The sequence below is a fragment of the Arthrobacter sp. DualSoilB13 genome (genome assembly GCF_055389195.1).
The window spans coordinates 3,788,623-3,805,239 of record NZ_AP035865.1 but is presented as its reverse complement, the minus strand read 5'-3'; the positions used below and the strand labels follow the sequence as shown (position 1 = coordinate 3,805,239).

14 protein-coding genes are annotated in these 16,617 nt (G+C 63.5%); 4 read left to right on the top strand and 10 right to left on the bottom strand.

Translation table 11 applies throughout. The features are described from left to right. Positions 1 to 3 precede the first annotated feature (3 nt). From ACZ5J0_RS17555 to ACZ5J0_RS17545, 3 genes are read right to left on the bottom strand one after another with little or no spacing between them, the layout of a single operon-like run. Positions 4 to 2,040 (bottom strand): bifunctional aldolase/short-chain dehydrogenase, encoded by a 2,037-nt coding sequence (locus ACZ5J0_RS17555; protein ID WP_464093681.1) that lies wholly within the window; start codon positions 2,038 to 2,040, stop codon positions 4 to 6. 2 nt (positions 2,041 to 2,042) lie between these two features. Beyond that, complete coding sequence (gene rhaI, locus ACZ5J0_RS17550; protein ID WP_142937712.1) at positions 2,043 to 3,209, bottom strand: L-rhamnose isomerase; 1,167 nt, start codon at positions 3,207 to 3,209, stop codon at positions 2,043 to 2,045. Continuing rightward, positions 3,206 to 3,610 (bottom strand): L-rhamnose mutarotase, encoded by a 405-nt coding sequence (locus tag ACZ5J0_RS17545; RefSeq protein ID WP_464093680.1) that lies wholly within the window; start codon positions 3,608 to 3,610, stop codon positions 3,206 to 3,208. The genes rhaI and ACZ5J0_RS17545 overlap by 4 nt, the downstream gene beginning before the upstream one ends. A 126-nt stretch (positions 3,611 to 3,736) precedes the next feature. On the opposite strand from ACZ5J0_RS17545, the gene ACZ5J0_RS17540 reads away from it, so the two are divergent. After that, a complete protein-coding gene (locus ACZ5J0_RS17540; protein ID WP_166842166.1) occupies positions 3,737 to 4,747 on the top strand; it encodes a LacI family DNA-binding transcriptional regulator in 1,011 nt (336 codons plus the stop codon). A gap of 108 nt (positions 4,748 to 4,855) precedes the next feature. On the opposite strand, the gene ACZ5J0_RS17535 is transcribed toward ACZ5J0_RS17540, so the two are convergent. The 7 genes from ACZ5J0_RS17535 to xylA all read right to left on the bottom strand — a co-directional run bounded on the left by ACZ5J0_RS17535 (position 4,856) and on the right by xylA (position 13,820). Next, positions 4,856 to 5,752 (bottom strand): aldose 1-epimerase family protein, encoded by an 897-nt coding sequence (locus tag ACZ5J0_RS17535; protein WP_166842167.1) that lies wholly within the window; start codon positions 5,750 to 5,752, stop codon positions 4,856 to 4,858. Further along, on the bottom strand, positions 5,749 to 7,284 hold the full coding sequence (gene araA / locus ACZ5J0_RS17530) for an L-arabinose isomerase (protein WP_464093679.1): 1,536 nt from the start codon (positions 7,282 to 7,284) through the stop codon (positions 5,749 to 5,751). The genes ACZ5J0_RS17535 and araA overlap by 4 nt, the downstream gene beginning before the upstream one ends. A 114-nt stretch (positions 7,285 to 7,398) precedes the next feature. Beyond that, the gene (locus ACZ5J0_RS17525) at positions 7,399 to 8,106 is read right to left on the bottom strand and encodes an L-ribulose-5-phosphate 4-epimerase (RefSeq protein ID WP_142937718.1); all 708 of its coding nucleotides are present in this window, start codon (positions 8,104 to 8,106) and stop codon (positions 7,399 to 7,401) included. After that, entirely contained in the window at positions 8,103 to 9,833 is a 1,731-nt protein-coding gene (gene araB, locus ACZ5J0_RS17520) for a ribulokinase (protein WP_464093678.1), read from the bottom strand. The genes ACZ5J0_RS17525 and araB overlap by 4 nt, the downstream gene beginning before the upstream one ends. A 227-nt stretch (positions 9,834 to 10,060) precedes the next feature. Further along, positions 10,061 to 11,044, bottom strand: coding sequence for a LacI family DNA-binding transcriptional regulator (locus tag ACZ5J0_RS17515; RefSeq protein WP_464094747.1), 984 nt, complete (start codon positions 11,042 to 11,044; stop codon positions 10,061 to 10,063). A gap of 67 nt (positions 11,045 to 11,111) precedes the next feature. After that, entirely contained in the window at positions 11,112 to 12,542 is a 1,431-nt protein-coding gene (locus tag ACZ5J0_RS17510; protein WP_142937720.1) for a xylulokinase, read from the bottom strand. Between the two features lie 90 nt (positions 12,543 to 12,632). Beyond that, positions 12,633 to 13,820 carry a xylose isomerase gene (gene xylA / locus ACZ5J0_RS17505; protein ID WP_142937721.1) on the bottom strand — a complete coding sequence of 396 codons (1,188 nt, stop codon included), beginning with the start codon at positions 13,818 to 13,820 and terminating at the stop codon, positions 12,633 to 12,635. A gap of 82 nt (positions 13,821 to 13,902) precedes the next feature. Between xylA and ACZ5J0_RS17500 the strand changes: the two genes are divergently transcribed. From ACZ5J0_RS17500 to ACZ5J0_RS17490, 3 genes are all read left to right on the top strand, one after another. Further along, a complete protein-coding gene (locus ACZ5J0_RS17500; protein ID WP_166842171.1) occupies positions 13,903 to 15,171 on the top strand; it encodes an ROK family transcriptional regulator in 1,269 nt (422 codons plus the stop codon). A 132-nt stretch (positions 15,172 to 15,303) separates the two neighbouring features. Next, complete coding sequence (locus tag ACZ5J0_RS17495; RefSeq protein WP_464093677.1) at positions 15,304 to 16,383, top strand: YihY/virulence factor BrkB family protein; 1,080 nt, start codon at positions 15,304 to 15,306, stop codon at positions 16,381 to 16,383. A gap of 21 nt (positions 16,384 to 16,404) precedes the next feature. Continuing rightward, on the top strand, positions 16,405 to 16,614 hold the full coding sequence (locus tag ACZ5J0_RS17490; protein ID WP_464093676.1) for a hypothetical protein: 210 nt from the start codon (positions 16,405 to 16,407) through the stop codon (positions 16,612 to 16,614). Positions 16,615 to 16,617: the final 3 nt, after the last annotated feature.

Here is a 16,617-nt window from a genome sequence, read left to right as displayed (position 1 = left end):
GTCCTAGCGGAGGAAGGCTGCTGCCACGCCGGCGTCCACGGGGATGTGGAGGCCGGTGGTGTGGGAGAGCTCGTTGCTGGTGAGCACGGACGCGGCGTTGGCCACGTGTTCGGGGAGGACTTCGCGCTTGAGGAGGGTGCGCTGGGCGTAGTACTTGCCCAGTTCCTGCTCGTCCACGCCGTAGACCGCTGCACGCTTGGCGCCCCAGCCGCCGGCGAAGATGCCGGAGCCGCGGACCACGCCGTCGGGGTTGATGCCGTTGACGCGGATGCCGTGATCGCCCAGTTCAGCGGCGAGCAGGCGGACCTGGTGGGCCTGGTCCGCCTTGGTGGCGGAGTAGGCGATGTTGTTGGGGCCGGCGAACACGGAGTTCTTGGAGGAGATGTAGATGATGTCTCCGCCCAGGCCCTGCTCGATCATGACCTTGGCCGCGGCCTTGGACACCAGGAACGAGCCCTTGGCCATGACGTTGTGCTGGAGGTCCCAGTCCTTTTCGGTGGTTTCCAGCAGCGGCTTGGAGATGGACAGGCCGGCGTTGTTGACCACCAGGTCCAGGCCACCGAACGCGAGCACGGCTTCCTGGATGGCGGCGGCGATCTGGGCTTCGTCGGTCACGTCGGCCTGGACGCCGATGGCGACGTCGGAACCGCCTAGTTCCTCGGCGACCCTTTGCGCATTCTCAAGGTTGAGGTCGGCAATAACCACGCACGCGCCGTCGGACGCCAAACGGGTGGCGATCGCCTTGCCAATACCCGACGCCGCACCGGTCACCAGGGCGATGCGGGTGGCGTGGGACTTGGGCTTGGGCATGCGGGCGAGCTTGGCTTCTTCCAAGGCCCAGTACTCGATGCGGAATTTCTCGGATTCCTCGATCGGAGCGTAGGTGGAGATGGCCTCGGCGCCGCGCATCACGTTGATGGCGTTGATGTAGAACTCGCCAGCCACGCGTGCGGTCTGCTTGTCCTTGCCGAAGGAGAACATGCCCACGCCGGGGACCAGCACGATTGCCGGGTCCGCACCGCGGAGGGCCGGGCTGTCCTGGTCAGCATGACGGTCGTAGTACGCCTGGTAGTCCTCGCGGTACGCGGCGTGCAGTTCCTTGAGGCGGTTGGTTGACTCCTCGATGGTGGCGTCGGCCGGCAGGTCCAGGACCAGCGGTTTGACCTTGGTGCGTAGGAAGTGGTCCGGGCAGGAGGTGCCCAGCGCGCCGAGGCGCGGGTGCTCTGCGGACTCAAGGAATTCAAGCACGACGGCGTCATCACTGAAGTGCCCCAGCTGCGGTTTGTCCGTGGAAGCCAGGCCGCGGATCACCGGTGCGAGGGCGGCTGCCTTGGCACGGCGCTCAGCTTCGGGGAGGGCGCCGTAGCCGGGAAGCTGGGCGCCGAAGGGCTCAGTCTTGCCGTTGTCCTTGATGTAGTTCTCGGCAGTATCGATGATCCAGAGCGAGTTGGCCTCGGCTTCTTCGCTGGTGGCACCCCACGCGGTGATGCCGTGGCCGCCCAGGATGGTGCCGATGGCCTGCGGGTTGGCATCCTTGATCGCCGCGATGTCCAGGCCCAGTTGGAAACCGGGCCGACGCCACGGAACCCACACCACTTTGTCGCCGAAGACCTTGGAGGTCAGTGCCTCGCCGTCAACCGCGGTAGCGATCGCGATGCCCGAGTCCGGGTGCAGATGGTCAACATGGGCAGCATCAACCAGGCCATGCATGGCGGTGTCGATCGACGGCGCGGCGCCGCCCTTTCCGTGCAGGCAGTAATCAAAGGCGGCCACCATTTCGTCTTCTCGCTCGACGCCGGGGTAAACAGACTTGAGTGCCTGCAGGCGGTCCAGCCGGAGTACTGCAAGGTTCTCGGCCTTCAGGGTGCCGAGGTCGCCGCCGGAGCCCTTGACCCAGAGGAGCTCAACGTCCTGGCCAGTGACAGGGTCCTTCTCGGTGCCCTTGGCGGAGGTGTTGCCGCCGGCGAAGTTGGTGTTCCGCTTGTCCGCGCCGAGGCGGTTGGAACGGGAAATCAGCTCTTCAACAGTCTTGCTGGTCATGCTTATGCGCCCCATCCGGCTTGCTGGCCGCCTGCGCGGTCCTCGTTGATCTTCTTCTGGTATCCGCTGGCCTTGTAAGCGGCCATCGGGTCGGCGGGCAGGCCGCGGGATTCGCGCCACTCAGCCAGGACCGGGCGGACGTCGGTGTAGAAGGCATCGTTGAAGATGCCGTTGGCGGCCAGGACATCGCCGGCACGCTGCGCTTCGGAGAGTGCTGCGGTGTCCACGAGCAGGGCGCGGGCGGTCATTTCCTGGACGTTCAGGACCGAGCGGATCTGGCCCGGGATTTTCTCTTCGAGGTTGTGGCACTGGTCCAACATCAGCGCGACACCGGAGTCCTTGCCGAACCCGCCACCGCGGATGACCTCGTGCATGATGCGGAACAGTTGGAAAGGATCAGCCGCGCCAACAATCAGGTCATCGTCGGCGTAGAAGCGGGAGTTGAAGTCGAATGAACCCAGTTTGCCCAGGCGCAGGAGCTGCATGACGATGAACTCGATGTTGGTGCCCGGGGCGTGGTGGCCGGTGTCCAGGCAGACGAAAGCCTTCTCGCCCAGGGCAAGGGTCTGCGCGTAGGAGGTTCCCCAGTCCGGAACATCGGTGTGATAGAAAGCCGGCTCGAAGAACTTGTACTCCAACACCAGGCGCTGCTCGTCACCGAGGCCCGCGTAGATCTCCTGCAGGGACTCGGCCAGGCGGTCCTGGCGGCCGCGGATGTCATCCTGGCCCGGGTAGTTGGTGCCGTCCGCCAGCCAGATCTTCAGGTCCCTGGACCCGGTAGCGTGCATGATCTCGATGCATTCCAAATGATGATCGATCGCACGGCGGCGGACGGACTCGTTGGAAGAAGTCAGGGAGCCGAACTTGTACTCGTCATCCTGGAAAGTGTTGGAGTTGATGGTGCCCAGTCCAACGCCCAAACCTGCGGCGTATTCGCGCAGCGCTGCGTAGTCATCCACCTTGTCCCACGGGATGTGCAATGCCACAGTAGGTGCCAGCCCGGTGAGCTCGTGCACCTTGGCGGCGTCGGCGATCTTTTCCTGAACGGTGCGTGGAGTACCGGGGGTGCCGAAGACCTTGAACCGGGTCCCGGAATTTCCGTAGGCCCAGGACGGCACTTCAATGGCCAGTTCCCCTAGACGGCCCAGGGCCGATTCTGTGGTGTTCATGCTTGTTCCTTTTGGTACTCGTGGGCGGGGTCTTTATCTATGTGTGTGACGCCGGCGGCTATGACGTCGTCCGCGGCGGCAAGCTGGTCTTCAAGGTTGAAAACTTCTTCAATGACTTCGAAGCCCTGGTCCGGAGGGACATCGCTGTTCGCGAAGAGGGTGGCCATCTCGGCCTGCCAGCGGGCATTGATCTCCGTGACAGCCATGCGAGCTTGGGCGGCCTCGTAGTCTTCGCATTCCAGGTAGCCGATCAATTGGCCATCCGGAGCGAGGAACAGGGAGTAGTTGTTCCACCCTGCGTTTTTCAGTGCGGACAGCATCTCCGGCCATACGGCGGCGTGGCGCTGCTTGTACTCGGCCATCAGTTCCGGCTGGACTGAAGAGCGGAAACAAACCCTCATGTGCGGATCTCCAGGGTTACTCGTCTTTGAATCGTTTCATTTGTTACGATTCAAATTACCCTCGTAAACGGGAGGGTGTCAAGACGTTTCCAACACATTGACGTCAGCCAGCGGAGATCGGAAAGCATGTCCCAGACAGCCAGCATCAAAGACGTTGCCACTCACGCCCAGGTAGCAGTGGGAACTGTTTCCAATGTGCTGAACTATCCGGACAGGGTTTCGCAGAGGACCAAGGAACGTGTCCTCAAATCCATTGCTGAACTCGGCTTCGTCCGCAACGACGCCGCCCGTCAGCTCCGCGCCGGCCAAAGCCGCACCATTGGCCTGATCGTGTTGGACGTTGGAAACCCCTTCTTCTCCTCAGTGGCTCGCGCGGCGGAAGATGCTGCGGCGGCCCTGGGCAGTGTCGTGCTGGTGGGGGACAGCGGTCAGGACTCCTCCCGCGAAGCGCACTACATGGACCTTTTCCAAGAGCAACGCGTCCAAGGCCTGCTGATTTCTCCGGTAGGAGATGTGGGGGAGCGGATCGATACCCTCCGCGAACGCGGCGTGCCCACTGTTCTGGTGGACGAACTCGCGGACACCGATCGCTGCAGCTCGGTCTCCGTGGATGACCAAGAAGGTGGCTACTTGGCCGCCAAGCACCTGCTGGACCAGGGCCGCCGTCGTTTAGCTTTTGTTGGTACGCCGTCCATACGACAGGTGGCCAGCCGACTCAAGGGCGCGCAGCGTGCCGTCAGCGAAGTGGCGGATGCCAGCATTGAAGTGCTCGACTCCGCCGGACAGACCGTTCTTGCGGGCCGACAAGTAGGCAATAGCCTGGTGGAGCGCTCGCCGGAAAAGCGTCCCGAAGCCGTGTTCTGCTCCAACGACCTCCTGGCACTCGGCGTCATGCAGTCGTTGACCATGCTGCGGACCGTCCGGATACCCGAGGACATCGCGCTCATTGGCTATGACGACATCGATTTCGCCATTTCCGCAGTGGTCCCGTTGTCCTCCATCCGCCAGCCCACGGAAGCGCTGGGCCGCACGGCGATCGAGCTGCTCGCGGAAGAACAGGAGAGCGGCGGCGCCAAGCACCGGGCGGTGGTGTTCACGCCCGAGCTGGTGGTCCGCCAAAGCACCGCCGGCGCTTAGCTGCGCTCCTGCCCAGTTAGTCCCCGAAAAGCCCGGATTCCCGCGAGCAGTTTCGCGGAAAGCCGGGCTTGTGCCCCCCGTTGCCTCGGCTAACTGGGCAGGAACGCGCTACAGGGTGTAGATGCTCCACGACGCCGTGTGCTCGGCCCCGGGTTCCAGTCGGATCAGGTCTGTTCCGCTGTTGAAGGCATCCGGCGGACACGTCATGGGCTCCACGGCAAGGCCGATTCGCCCAGGGATCGGTGCCGGCTTGTCTGCCGTATGGATCTGCAGCCAAGGGCAGCTTTCGTCCCAGGACATTCCGACGCCGGTGCCCGCCGGGTCGCGGACGGACAGCCGCGCCAGCCCGCCGTCGAACGTTATGTCCGTAAAGGCGTGGTCGATTTCGGTGGTGCCGATGGCGCGCGGGGAACGGAAGTCGAAAGCGTGCCCCTCCACGCCCACCACCTCAACGGGCAGCAGCCTGTCCGGGGTGACTTCCAAGAATGAATCCGCAGCGAACTCAAGCACCCACTCATCCAGGGGCGACGAGCCGGCCACCAGGTACGGGTGCGGGCACACGCCGTAGGGAGCTGCGATGTCAGCGGCGTTCCGGGCAGTCACCGTGGTGTGCAATCCGTCAGCGTCCAGCACGAACCGAGCCGACAGCTCCAGCACGAACGGGTAGCCCGCGGTGGGACCCACAGTGCATGTCAAGGTGAGCGACCCGGCGTCGGACTCTTTCGGAGTCCAATCGAGCGGGAAGGCCAGGCCGTGCAGGGCAGTGCCCCGCTCAGGTTCGTTGACAGGCAACTGGTGATCGACGCCGTCGGACGTGTATTTGCCGTCGGCGATCCTGTTGGGCCACGGCGCAGCAATGATGCCGCGGTAATCCGGGATCGGACCGCCCTCCGGAAACGGCACAACCAGGTCCCTGCCCTGAAACTGCAGAACGCGCAGTGCGGCCGCCCGGGCGGTCACAACTGCCGTGTAACCGCCAGCGCTCAGCGTGAATTCAGTGCTCACAGGCCGCCGGCCAGCTTGTAGTACGCGGCGTTCCAGTTGAGTTCCTTTTTGAACTGTTTGATGGTGGTGTCCTCATCAATGGTGAGAAGTTCGGTTTTGGCGATGTCGGCGAAGTCCTCGAATACTTCGAGGCCCACCTGTGTGGACAATACCGTGTGGTGCGCGGCGCCGGCGGTGAGCCACGCGGCGGCCGATGTGGCGAAGTTGGGCTTCGGTTCCCAGAGCGCGCGGGCTACGGGCAGGTTGGGCAGCGGCTGGTCAAGGTCGACGACGTCAACCACGTTCGCCACCAGGCGGAACCGATCGCGCATATCGGACAGCGCTACGACGATGCCGGGGCCGGCGTCCGTGTCAAACACCATGCGGACGGGGTCTTCCTTGCCGCCAATTCCCAGCGGGTGGATCTCCACCCGCGGCTTGGTGGCCGTCAGCGAGGGGCAGACTTCCAGCATGTGGGCACCCAGGATCTTCTCCGAGCCGGGCTCCAAGTGGTAGGTGTAGTCCTCCATGAGCGACGCGCCTCCGGGCAGGTCGCCGCCCATCACCTTGGCCGCGCGGACCAGGATGGCGGTCTTCCAGTCACCTTCGGCGCCGAAGCCGTAGCCGTCGGCCATGAGGCGTTGGACGGCCATACCGGGGAGTTGGCGCAGTTCCCCCAAATCCTCGAAGGACGTGGTGAACGCTGCCGATCCGTTGGCTTCAAGGAAACTGCGGAGACCCAGCTCGATCTTGGCGCTGTAGCGCAGCGACTCGTGGCGGGCAGCGCCCTTTTTTAGTTCGTCGGCCACCTCGTAAAGTCGCTCATACTCGGCAACCAGGGCGTCGACGTCGGACTCTGCAGTTGCGTGGACAGCGTCAGCGAGCTCGTTGACGGACCAGGTGTTGACCGAGACGCCGAAGCGAAGCTCGGCTTCTGTCTTGTCACCTTCTGTGACGGCGACGTTACGCATGTTGTCACCAAAACGGGTCAGCTTCAAGGTTCGCACGGCGGCCCATCCGGCCGAGGCGCGCTGCCACGCACCCACCTGGCGGGCCACCTCAGGGTTGCTGACATGCCCGACGACGGTCTTCCGCGGCACGCCGAGGCGCGACTGGATGTACCCAAATTCGCGGTCGCCGTGGGCAGCCTGGTTGAGGTTCATGAAGTCGAAATCGATGTCAGCCCAGGGCAGGTCGCGGTTGGCCTGGGTGTGCAGGTGCAGCAGCGGTTTGCGGAGCAGGTCCAGGCCCTGGATCCACATCTTGGCGGGGCTGAACGTGTGCATCCAAGCGGTCACGCCAATGACGGAATCGTCTGAGTTGGCTTCCAATGCGGTACGGCGGATGGCATCGGAATCGGTGAGGACCGGCTTCCACACGAGCTTGACGGGAACATCGCTGTTGGCGTTGAGGGCGTTGGCAATCTCCTGCGACTGCGCTGCCACCTGCTTGAGGACGTCCTCGCCGTAGAGGTGCTGGCTACCGGTGAGGAACCAGACCTCGTACTGGCCCAGGGACGTACTGTTGGCGGAAGTGTTGTTGGCGCTGGGCATTTAGTGGCTCCTGAGGTGCTTTTGAGTTTCGAGTGGCTTGGGTGGTCCGCAATGGCGGCCGGGCTGTCCGCGGCGGCAGCCGGGTTGTCCGCTTTAGCGGCCCGGTTGTCCGCGTTAGCGGCCGTAAACGTTCTGGTATCGGTTGTAGAGGGAGTCGATCTTGTCCTGATCAATGGGCAACGGCTCGCCCAGCTGGCGGGAGATGTGGACCGTCCTGGCCACTTCCTCGCACATCACTGCTGCCTTGACTGCATCGCGGGCGGACTTGCCGATAGTGAAGGGACCGTGGTTCTGCATGAGCACCGCGGGGGAGCTGGAGTTCTTCAGAGTCTCCACGATTCCCTGGCCAATGGAGTCGTCGCCGATCAGCGCGAACGGTCCCACCGGAATCGATCCGCCGAATTCGTCGCCCATCATGGTCAGTACGCAGGGGATTGCCTCACCGCGTGCAGCCCAGGCCGTGGCGTAGGTCGAGTGCGTGTGGACCACGCCGCCTACCTCAGGCATGTGCCGGTAGACGTACGCGTGCGCGGCGGTATCGGAGGACGGGGAGAGGTCCGGGTTGCCCCAATCCACGGTCCCCGCGCTGCCGGTGTTCATTCCCCGCACAGGTGTGCCATAAAGGTCGGTGACCACCATGAGCTCGGGTGCGAGGTCATCGTAGGAAACGCCCGACGGTTTGATCACCATGAGATCGTGCCCGGGGATGCGGCCCGAGACGTTGCCAGCGGTCCATACCACCAGTTCGTAGCGGGTCAGTTCGGCGTGCAGATCGCAGACTTCCTTGCGGACTTTGGCAATGGACTCCAAGAGCGTGCTCATGCCGAGGCTCCTTCCAGGGTGGCGGGCTGGCCGGCGTGTTGTCCGGAGCCTTGGATTGCCGCGCGCTGGATGGCCTTGAGGCGGTGCATGACGTTGTTGGTGCCGCGGCCGAAGTAATCGTGCAGAGCCTTGTATTCCTGGAAAAGGACCTCGTAGGCGGCAACGTTTTCCGGGATGGGGGTGTAGACCGCGCCAGGAGCGGCAGCCATGGACGCTGCGGCGTCGAGGATGTCCTTGTATTTCCCTGCGGCCACGGCGGCGTGGATTGCCGAGCCCAGCGCAGGACCCTGCTCCGATCCGATGGTGGAGAGCTGCAGGCCGCTTATGTCCGCGTACACCTGCATCAGGAACTTGTTCTTCAGGAGCCCGCCGGCCACGATGAACTCCTTGACCGGGACGCCGGAATCGCGGAACGCGTCCACAATGGTGCGTGTGCCGAAGGCTGTGGCTTCCAGGAGTGCCCGGTAGGTGTCCTCCGGTTTGGTGGCCAAGGTCTGGCCTACCACTACGCCGGAAAGTTCATGGTCCACCAGCACTGAGCGGTTGCCCGAGTGCCAGTCCAAGGCGATCAGTCCATGCTCGCCGATTGCCTGCTTTTCCGCGAGTTCGGTGAGGTATTCGTGGATGCCCAGGCCCTTGTCCTTGGCGGCTTGGTGGTATTCCGGCGGGACGCCGTTCTTGGTGAACCAACCGAAGATGTCGCCTACGCCGGACTGGCCTGCTTCGTAACCCCAGAGGCCATCCACAATGCCGCCGTCCACTACTCCGCACATGCCCGGGACTTCGCGGAGAACGTCGCCATTCATGACGTGGCAGGTGGAGGTGCCCATGATCGCGACGAGCTGCCCTGGTTCAACGGCGTTTGCGGCGGGTGCGCTGACGTGGGCATCAACATTTCCCACAGCCACTGCGATTCCCGCAGGAAGCCCGGTCCAGGCCGCTGCTTCTTCCGTGAGGTAGCCGGCGGCATCTCCCAAGCGGCCGATGGTGTGTTCAAGCTTTTGGGACACAAAGTCTTTGAAGTCCGGGTTAAGCGCAGCCAGGAAGTCCCGGGAGGGGTACTTTCCGTCCTGGTAGATGCCCTTGTACCCGGCGGTGCAGGCGTTGCGGACGTAGCTGCCGCAGAGCTGCCAAACGATCCAGTCGGCGGCCTCAACCCAGTGGTCCATGGCGCCGTAGACTTCCGGATCTTCCTCGAGGAGCTGCAGCCCCTTGGCGAACTCCCATTCGGAGGAGATCAGGCCGCCGTAGCGGGGAAGCCATGATTCGCGCCGTTCTTCGGCGAGCTGGTTGATGCGGTCGGCCTGTGGCTGGGCTGCGTGGTGGCGCCACAGTTTGACGAAGGCGTGCGGGCGATCCGCGAAGCGTTCCAGTTCGTTCAGCGGCGTGCCGTCCGCCGTCGTCGGAACCATGGTGCAAGCGGTGAAGTCGGTGGCGATGCCCACCACATTTTCCGGGTTGATTCCGGCGTCGGCGACGGCGGACGGGACAGCGTTGCGCAGGACGTCGCGGTAGTCGTTGGGTACTTGGAGGGCCCAGTCGGCAGGGAGTCGCTGTCCGCTGCCGGGGAGTGTTTCCGACACGACAGCGTGCGGGTATTCAAAGACGCCGCTGCCGATCTCGGCGCCGTCAGAAACGCGCACCACGACGGCGCGGCCGGACAGGGTTCCATAGTCCACGCCAATGACGAACTGCTCGTCCAGCGGGAGGTTTTCAGAGGTATTCATGGGGTCTCCATCCGGCTGGCCTGGGCCTCATTGCCGGGGGTAGGGGTGGAAAACTGAAGAAGGTCTGATGCAATTGTTAGCGCTCACAACTTTGATGTCAAGAGCGGGCCGCGCGGAATGGGTCCTTCTGAAGAAGTCAGTGGCTGGCGCACCCAAGTACGTAGCAGCTGAGCACGTTTAGAGTCCTCAAAACGTGCTCAGCTGCTATTTAGTTGGGTGGGGGATGCCTAGTGGGCTGCTTGGGCCGTGGTGGATCTGACCACCAGCCGCGGCACCACTGTTGCAGGCGTGCCCGTGGCGCCGCTCTCCAGCCGATCCAACAGCAAGCCGATGCATCGCCGGCCGAGTTCCTCGAAATCTTGCGCCACGGTGGTCAGTGGAGGTATGAAATATGCCGACTCCGGTTGGTCGTCAAAGCCCACTACGCTGATGTCCTCCGGCACCCGGACGCCAACTTCATTGAATGCCCGGAGAACGCCAAGAGCCATCTGGTCATTAGCCACAAAGAGAGCCGTCACGGATCGATCCGCGGCGATCTTCAAGCCTTCCCGGTACCCGCACTCAGCGCTCCAGTCGCCCTCGATAAGGGTCTCCGCCTCGATCCCGGCCACGCCCAGCGCATCCCGCCAACCCTCGATCCGGGCAGCGGCATCAATCCAATCGGACGGCCCGGACAAGTGGCCGATCTGAGTGTGGCCGAGGTCCAAAAGGTGCTGGACCGCGAGCCGTGCCCCCTGCTTCTGATCGACCGTGGCGCCGCTGAGGTGTTCGTCGCCCACTGACCCCACGGCCACCAGCGGAACCTGGGCGGTGACATCGCGGAGGACGTCGAACGTACCCGGGTGGGGAACAGTGACCACGATGCCATCTACGCCTTGGTCCATGAAGTGGGCAATAGCGTCCTTGATGGTCTCCGGGGTGACTTCCCGCAAACCGGCGACGCTCACAAAATAGCCCGCATCCCGGGCGGCTTGCTGCACACCAAGGAGGGTGTGAGACGGCCCGTACTGTGCCATTTCGCTGCCGAGCACGCCAATGGTCTGGGAACGCCGCGTCACCAGGCTGCGAGCAGCCGTGTTTCGTCGGTAGCCCAGCTCGGTGATTGCCTGTTCCACGCGCTCGCGGGTCTTGGAACTCACGTTGGGGTGGTTGTTCAGAACGCGCGACACGGTTTGATGCGAGACGCCTGCCACGCGGGCCACATCCTCCATGACAGGAGGTCGCTGATGTGCAGATTGTTCAATGCTCACCCTGTCACGATAGAGCACCGGTGTGGGATCAGCCTTTCGCGGCCCCCGCGGCGTAAAGCCGGTACCGGGCCAGGAACCCAGGAACTCCGGAAGCACTCTGCGGTGTCAGCTCCCGCCCTTCAAGCTTCCAGCCCGGGAGCTGACCGGTGAGAACGCCTGCGGCCTGCCTGGCAGCGCCATCGGCCACGTACTCGCCGGGCCTTGGGACGAAGACAGGCAAGCCGAAAGTTGAGGCTGCAATCTGTTGGACGGCGTCTGATTGCGCTCCGCCGCCAATCAGAATGATGCGCTGGGCAGAGACACTCTGCGCCTGCAGAGCAGCCAGCCCGTCGGCCAAGGAACACAGCACACCCTCAATGGCTGCCCGGGCCATGTTGGCTGGAGTGTAGTTGGAGACGGTGATGCCGTGGAGCGATCCCGTGGCATCGGGCAGGTTGGGTGTCCGCTCCCCGTCGAAGTACGGGACGAGGGTCAGCCCGTCGGCGCCTTCCGGAGCTGACAGGGCCAGGTTGCCGAGTTCCGTTAGGGTCACTCCCAGAAGTGCAGCTGTCGCGTCGAAGATCCGGGTCGCATTGAGCGTGCAGGCCAGCGGAAGGTAGTTGCCGGTCGCATCCGCGAAGCTTGCCACGAGTCCGCTGGCATCATGAGAGGGAACATCTGATACCGCGAACACCGTCCCCGATGTTCCGATCGAAATGACAACGTCCCCGACGGCGGCGTTGACGCCCAGCCCTGCTGCGGCGTTGTCTCCCGCACCCGGGCCGATCAACGCGCCCGTGGGAGTCTTGCCCGCCGCTTCCAAAGGCCCGACGACGGTTGGCAGCACCGGGACGTGGCCCAGCGTGCGTTCCAGGACTGCGGGTAAGTACTCCCCAGTGGTTGCCGAAAAGTAGCCTGTGCCGGAGGCGTCGGAACGGTCGGTGCGGAGGAGCTCCAACGATGCCGGGCCGGTTCCGGGTCCGTGACCCGCCAAACGCCAAGACAGCCAATCATGCGGAAGGCACACCGCAGCCGTACGTTGGGCATTGGCGGGTTCGTTCCCTGCGAGCCAGCGAAGCTTGGTGGCGGTCAGGGATGCTACGGGAACTGTGCCTGTGGTGGATGCCCAATATGCTGCCCCGGCGGCGGCATCGCCACCACCGGCCTCAAGGATTAATTCCTCTGCGTCGGGCGCCGAACGGGTATCGTTCCACAGCAAGGCCGGTCGGACGACGTTGCCGTAGTCGTCCAAGCACACCATGCCGTGCTGTTGTCCACCGATGGAGACGGCATCGACGTCGTCAAGGCCGCCTGCCTGGCTGATCGCGTCCTGCAGGGCTGTCCACCAGTGATCCGGGTGGACTTCGGTGCCGTCAGGGTGGGAGGCCCTGCCCTGGCGCACCAAGGTACCGGTGACGGAGTCCCGGATGATCACTTTGCAGGACTGGGTTGAGCTATCGATCCCGGCTACGAGAGGCATGCGTTAATCCTTTTGGGGTCCGCCGCCAAGCCGTTCCGTGAGTGAATTCCGGAACGACCTGGCGGCGGGATATCAGTGTGGTGGTCTGATTTAGCGGGCGCCGAGCAGGTGCTCGATGGCCAGCTGGTTGAGGCGGACGAAAGCGAACGAGCGTTCGGCGGCCTTGTCGGCGTCGAACGTTTCGAAGGCGCTGGCGTCAGCGAGCAGGTCCGCCGTGGTTTCGCCGGCGTTCAACGTCGGCTCACCCAGCTCGAACACGCCCGACGTAGCAAGTGCCTCCTGAACGTCTGGATCAGCGCGGAAGGCCAAAGCGCGTTCCTTCAGCAAGAGGTACATGGACATGTTGGACTTGGCCGATTCCCACACGCCGTCGTAGCCGTCGGTACGTGAGGGCTTGTAATCAAAGTGGCGGGGGCCATCGTATTTTGGTCCGCCGTTGGGGAAGCCGTTCTCCAGCAGGTCCACCGTGAAGAAGGCGCTGGTGAGGTCGCCGTGGCCGAAAACGAGGTCTTGGTCGTACTTGATGCCGCGCTGGCCATTGAGGTCAATGTGGAAGAGCTTGCCCGCCCACAGGGCCTGGGCGATGCCGTGGGTGAAGTTCAGCCCGGCCATCTGTTCGTGGCCGGTCTCCGGGTTGAGGCCCACGATGTCGCCATGCTCGAGCTGCGCGATGAACGCCAGGCCGTGGCCGACCGTGGGGAGGAAGATGTCGCCGCGGGGTTCGTTCGGCTTGGGCTCGAGCGCGATCCGGAGGCCGTAGCCCTTTTCCTTGATATACCCGGCTGCGGTGTCCACGCCTTCCTTCATGCGGTCCAGCGCTGCGGAGAGGTCCTTGGAGCCGTCGTATTCGCTGCCTTCACGGCCGCCCCACATCACGAAAGTTTCTGCGCCAAGCTCTGCGGCGAGGTCAATGTTCCGGAGGATCTTGCTGAGGGCAAAGCGGCGGATGGAGCGATCGTTCGACGTGAAACCGCCGTCCTTAAATACCGGGTGGCTGAAGAGGTTGGTGGTCACCATGGGCGTCTTCAGCCCGGTCTCTGCCAAGGCTGCCTTGAAGTTCTTCAGAATGAGGTCGCGCTCGGAGGCAGTGGCGTCAAAGGGGATCAGATCATTGTCGTGGAAAGTGATGCCGTAAGCGCCCAGCTCGCTGAGTTTATGCACGGCTTCCACAGGGTCCAGTGCCGGACGGGTGGCCACGCCGAAGGGATCGGCGCCGGTCCATCCGACAGTCCAGAGGCCAAAGGTGAAGCGGTCCTGCGGGGTGGGCTGCGGGGTCATATTTGCTCCTTTGCAAAGCACTGGGGAAGAACTTGGAGAAGTGCATTCCAATTAGTTTTCAATCTGAACTATATGGGGGATAATGGATCATGGTCAATGGAAGCCGGAAAAAAGTTCTTTGAATCTGCAGGGAGGTCCCACGCCAGTGAATGAAGCAGCCGCGCCCGGGCGTGTAGGGGACGTCCGCCGTCGAAATCTTTCGCTCGTCTTGGACTCCATCGCCCGAACCGGGGACGCCAAACCCAGCCGCGCGCAGCTCGCGGCCGGAACCGGACTCACTAAAGCCGCCGTATCCAGTCTTGTTGCCGACCTCGTGGAATCCGGGCTGGTTTCCGAGGTGGGTCTCTATCGTGACGGCGAGCGGGGTCGGCCGGGGCAGGGGCTCGAACTCAGCTCGCGCCGCGGCGTGGTGGGAATGGAAATCAACGTTGACTACCTGGCTGTTGGGCTGGTGGACCTTGGCGGAAACCTTCGGTTCCACTCAACCGTGGAGTCGCGGAACCGCGGTCTGGCTCCGGCCAAGGTTATGGAACGCCTAGGCCTCTTGACGGCTGAGGTGAAAGCCGAGGCCGCCGCCGCCAACATCGCCATCCTGGGTGGTGGCCTCGCGGTCCCGGGGCTGGTGGATGAGCAGCGCAACCTTGTCCTTTCCGCGCCTAACCTGCACTGGGAGCAAGAGGAGCTGAATCCCCGGGCCCTGCTGGAGGGCGCCCCGCTGGGTGTCAGGTTGTCCAACGAGGCCAATAGTGCTGCTCTCGGTGAGCTTTGGTATGGCACTGGCCAGCCGGACTTCCTCTACGTTTCCGGCGAAGTCGGCGTGGGCGGTGGCGTGATCATCGGCTCCGAGCTTTACACCGGGCCGGGCGGCTCTGCGGGTGAGCTCGGCCACATCGTAGTCCACCCGGATGGGCCGGGCTGCTCCTGCGGAGGCACGGGCTGCCTGGAAACGTTCGCTGGCCAGGAAGCCATTTTCGAGGCCGCCGGCATTCCTGAGGGCTCGCTCGGTGCGCGTACGGAACTGCTGCTGGCGGCCTTGGCTGCCCAGGAGCCGCAGGCCACTCGGGCGGTACACGACGCCGGAAAGTATTTGGGCGTCGCGCTCGCTTCTTCTGCCCGGTTGATGGACATAGAGGCAGTAGTTCTCGGCGGACACTTTGCGGTCCTGGCGGAATGGCTCAAACCGGCGCTGCTGACCAGCTTGGACCGTTATGCGCCCGGCCTGCTTGATCCGGGCAACCTGACGGTTTCGGCCCTGGAGCACTCCGGAACCCTTCTTGGTGCTGCGGGCCAGGTGATCCGGTCCGTTATTGAGTCGCCGTTCGAGTTCCTGCTGGCGAGCAAGCTAGCCTGAGCGGGGGCGCCCGGGTCCGCGTTTGCGTTCGCTGGCGATAAAACGGCGTGGGTCCTTCCGAATGAATCATCAGCATGCTTACTATTGATGGATCAGTTGTTCGCGCAAACTACCCCCACGGACGAGTGCCCCATGACTTCACAAGACTCAGCCCACACCAGTACCGCCAAGGCGCAGACCGCTCCCTCTCCGGAGGATTCGCGTAAGCCGGACAGTCCCAACGATCTCGCCAAGCCCACATGGATGTACATCGCCAAGCGGACGCTCCGGGAGTTCACCAAGGATCAATGCCCTGACGCGGCGGCCGGCCTAACGTACTACGCCGTCCTCTCCTTGTTTCCAGCGCTCTTGGCGCTGGTTTCCCTCATTGGCATCTTCGGAGACGCCGGCAAGACAACGTCATCACTGTTGGATATTGTGCAGCAGTTCGCGCCGGGGCCGGGCGTTGACGCCATGCGCCAGCCGATCGAGGAACTGACTCAGTCCAACACGGCCGGGCTCGCCCTGGTTTTCGGTATCTTGGTGGCGCTCTGGTCCGCCTCGGGCTACGTCACCGCCTTCAGTCGAGCGATGAACCGGGTTTACGAAGTGGACGAAGGCCGCGGCTTCATCAAGCTGCGGGGCACCATGCTCGCCGTCACCGTCGTCGCCGTCGTGGGTGCAGCGCTCGCCGCTGCCATGCTGGTCCTGAGTGGTCCCGTGGCGGAGGCCATCGGTGGCGCCATCGGATTGTCGGAGACCTTCCTGACCGTCTGGAACATTGCCAAATGGCCGGTCCTCATAGTTATTGTGGTCGCGATCATTGCCGTGCTCTACTACTTCACGCCCAACGTCAAGCAGCCCAAGTTTCGCTGGATGAGCATGGGCTCTCTCATTGCCTTGGTGATTTTCGCCCTTGCCTCGCTGGGCTTCGGTTTCTACGTTGCCAACTTCAGCAACTACAACAAGACGTACGGTGCCCTCGCGGGCGTCATCATCATGCTGCTGTGGCTCTGGATCCTCAACATGTCCTTGCTGTTCGGCGCCGAGTTCGACGCCGAAATGGAGCGCGGCCGCCAACTCCAGGGCGGCATTGAGGCCGAGGAGAGCATTCAACTCCCGCCGCGCGATACCAAGAAGAGCGACAAAATGCAGGAAAAGGAAGACGAAGTAATTCGGGACGGCGAAGAAATCCGCGAAACGCACGGTGACGAGCCCAAGAAGAACAAGTAGCCGGACGAGGAGACACCCGCAGTGAGAACTGAAACGCACAACGCCAAGCTCAAAGCCATCCGTAACGGCGACAGCGTCCGGATCAGCGGTAAGGTTTTCCACGTCGACTCAATCGAACCCCAAGCGGGCTCGCGGAACATCAGGTTGGAATTGACAGCGCCCGACGGCGGCTCGGTCACCTTGATCGGCCGGCCGAAAGCCCGCATGCAGCTGACTGCTCGAGCTTCATGAGCC

Excerpts from the sequence above, each read along its gene's own strand:
- ACZ5J0_RS17540 (WP_166842166.1), top strand. The coding sequence starts at position 3,737 with ATGTCCCAGACAGCCAGCATCAAAGACGTTGCCACTCACGCCCAGGTA.
- ACZ5J0_RS17555 (WP_464093681.1), bottom strand. The coding sequence starts at position 2,040 with ATGACCAGCAAGACTGTTGAAGAGCTGATTTCCCGTTCCAACCGCCTC.
- ACZ5J0_RS17510 (WP_142937720.1), bottom strand. The coding sequence starts at position 12,542 with ATGCCTCTCGTAGCCGGGATCGATAGCTCAACCCAGTCCTGCAAAGTG.
- araA (WP_464093679.1), bottom strand. The coding sequence starts at position 7,284 with ATGCCCAGCGCCAACAACACTTCCGCCAACAGTACGTCCCTGGGCCAG.
- ACZ5J0_RS17500 (WP_166842171.1), top strand. The coding sequence starts at position 13,903 with ATGGATCATGGTCAATGGAAGCCGGAAAAAAGTTCTTTGAATCTGCAG.
- ACZ5J0_RS17525 (WP_142937718.1), bottom strand. The coding sequence starts at position 8,106 with ATGAGCACGCTCTTGGAGTCCATTGCCAAAGTCCGCAAGGAAGTCTGC.
- ACZ5J0_RS17545 (WP_464093680.1), bottom strand. The coding sequence starts at position 3,610 with ATGAGGGTTTGTTTCCGCTCTTCAGTCCAGCCGGAACTGATGGCCGAG.
- xylA (WP_142937721.1), bottom strand. The coding sequence starts at position 13,820 with ATGACCCCGCAGCCCACCCCGCAGGACCGCTTCACCTTTGGCCTCTGG.
- araB (WP_464093678.1), bottom strand. The coding sequence starts at position 9,833 with ATGAATACCTCTGAAAACCTCCCGCTGGACGAGCAGTTCGTCATTGGC.
- rhaI (WP_142937712.1), bottom strand. The coding sequence starts at position 3,209 with ATGAACACCACAGAATCGGCCCTGGGCCGTCTAGGGGAACTGGCCATT.
- ACZ5J0_RS17495 (WP_464093677.1), top strand. The coding sequence starts at position 15,304 with ATGACTTCACAAGACTCAGCCCACACCAGTACCGCCAAGGCGCAGACC.
- ACZ5J0_RS17515 (WP_464094747.1), bottom strand. The coding sequence starts at position 11,044 with ATGGAGGATGTGGCCCGCGTGGCAGGCGTCTCGCATCAAACCGTGTCG.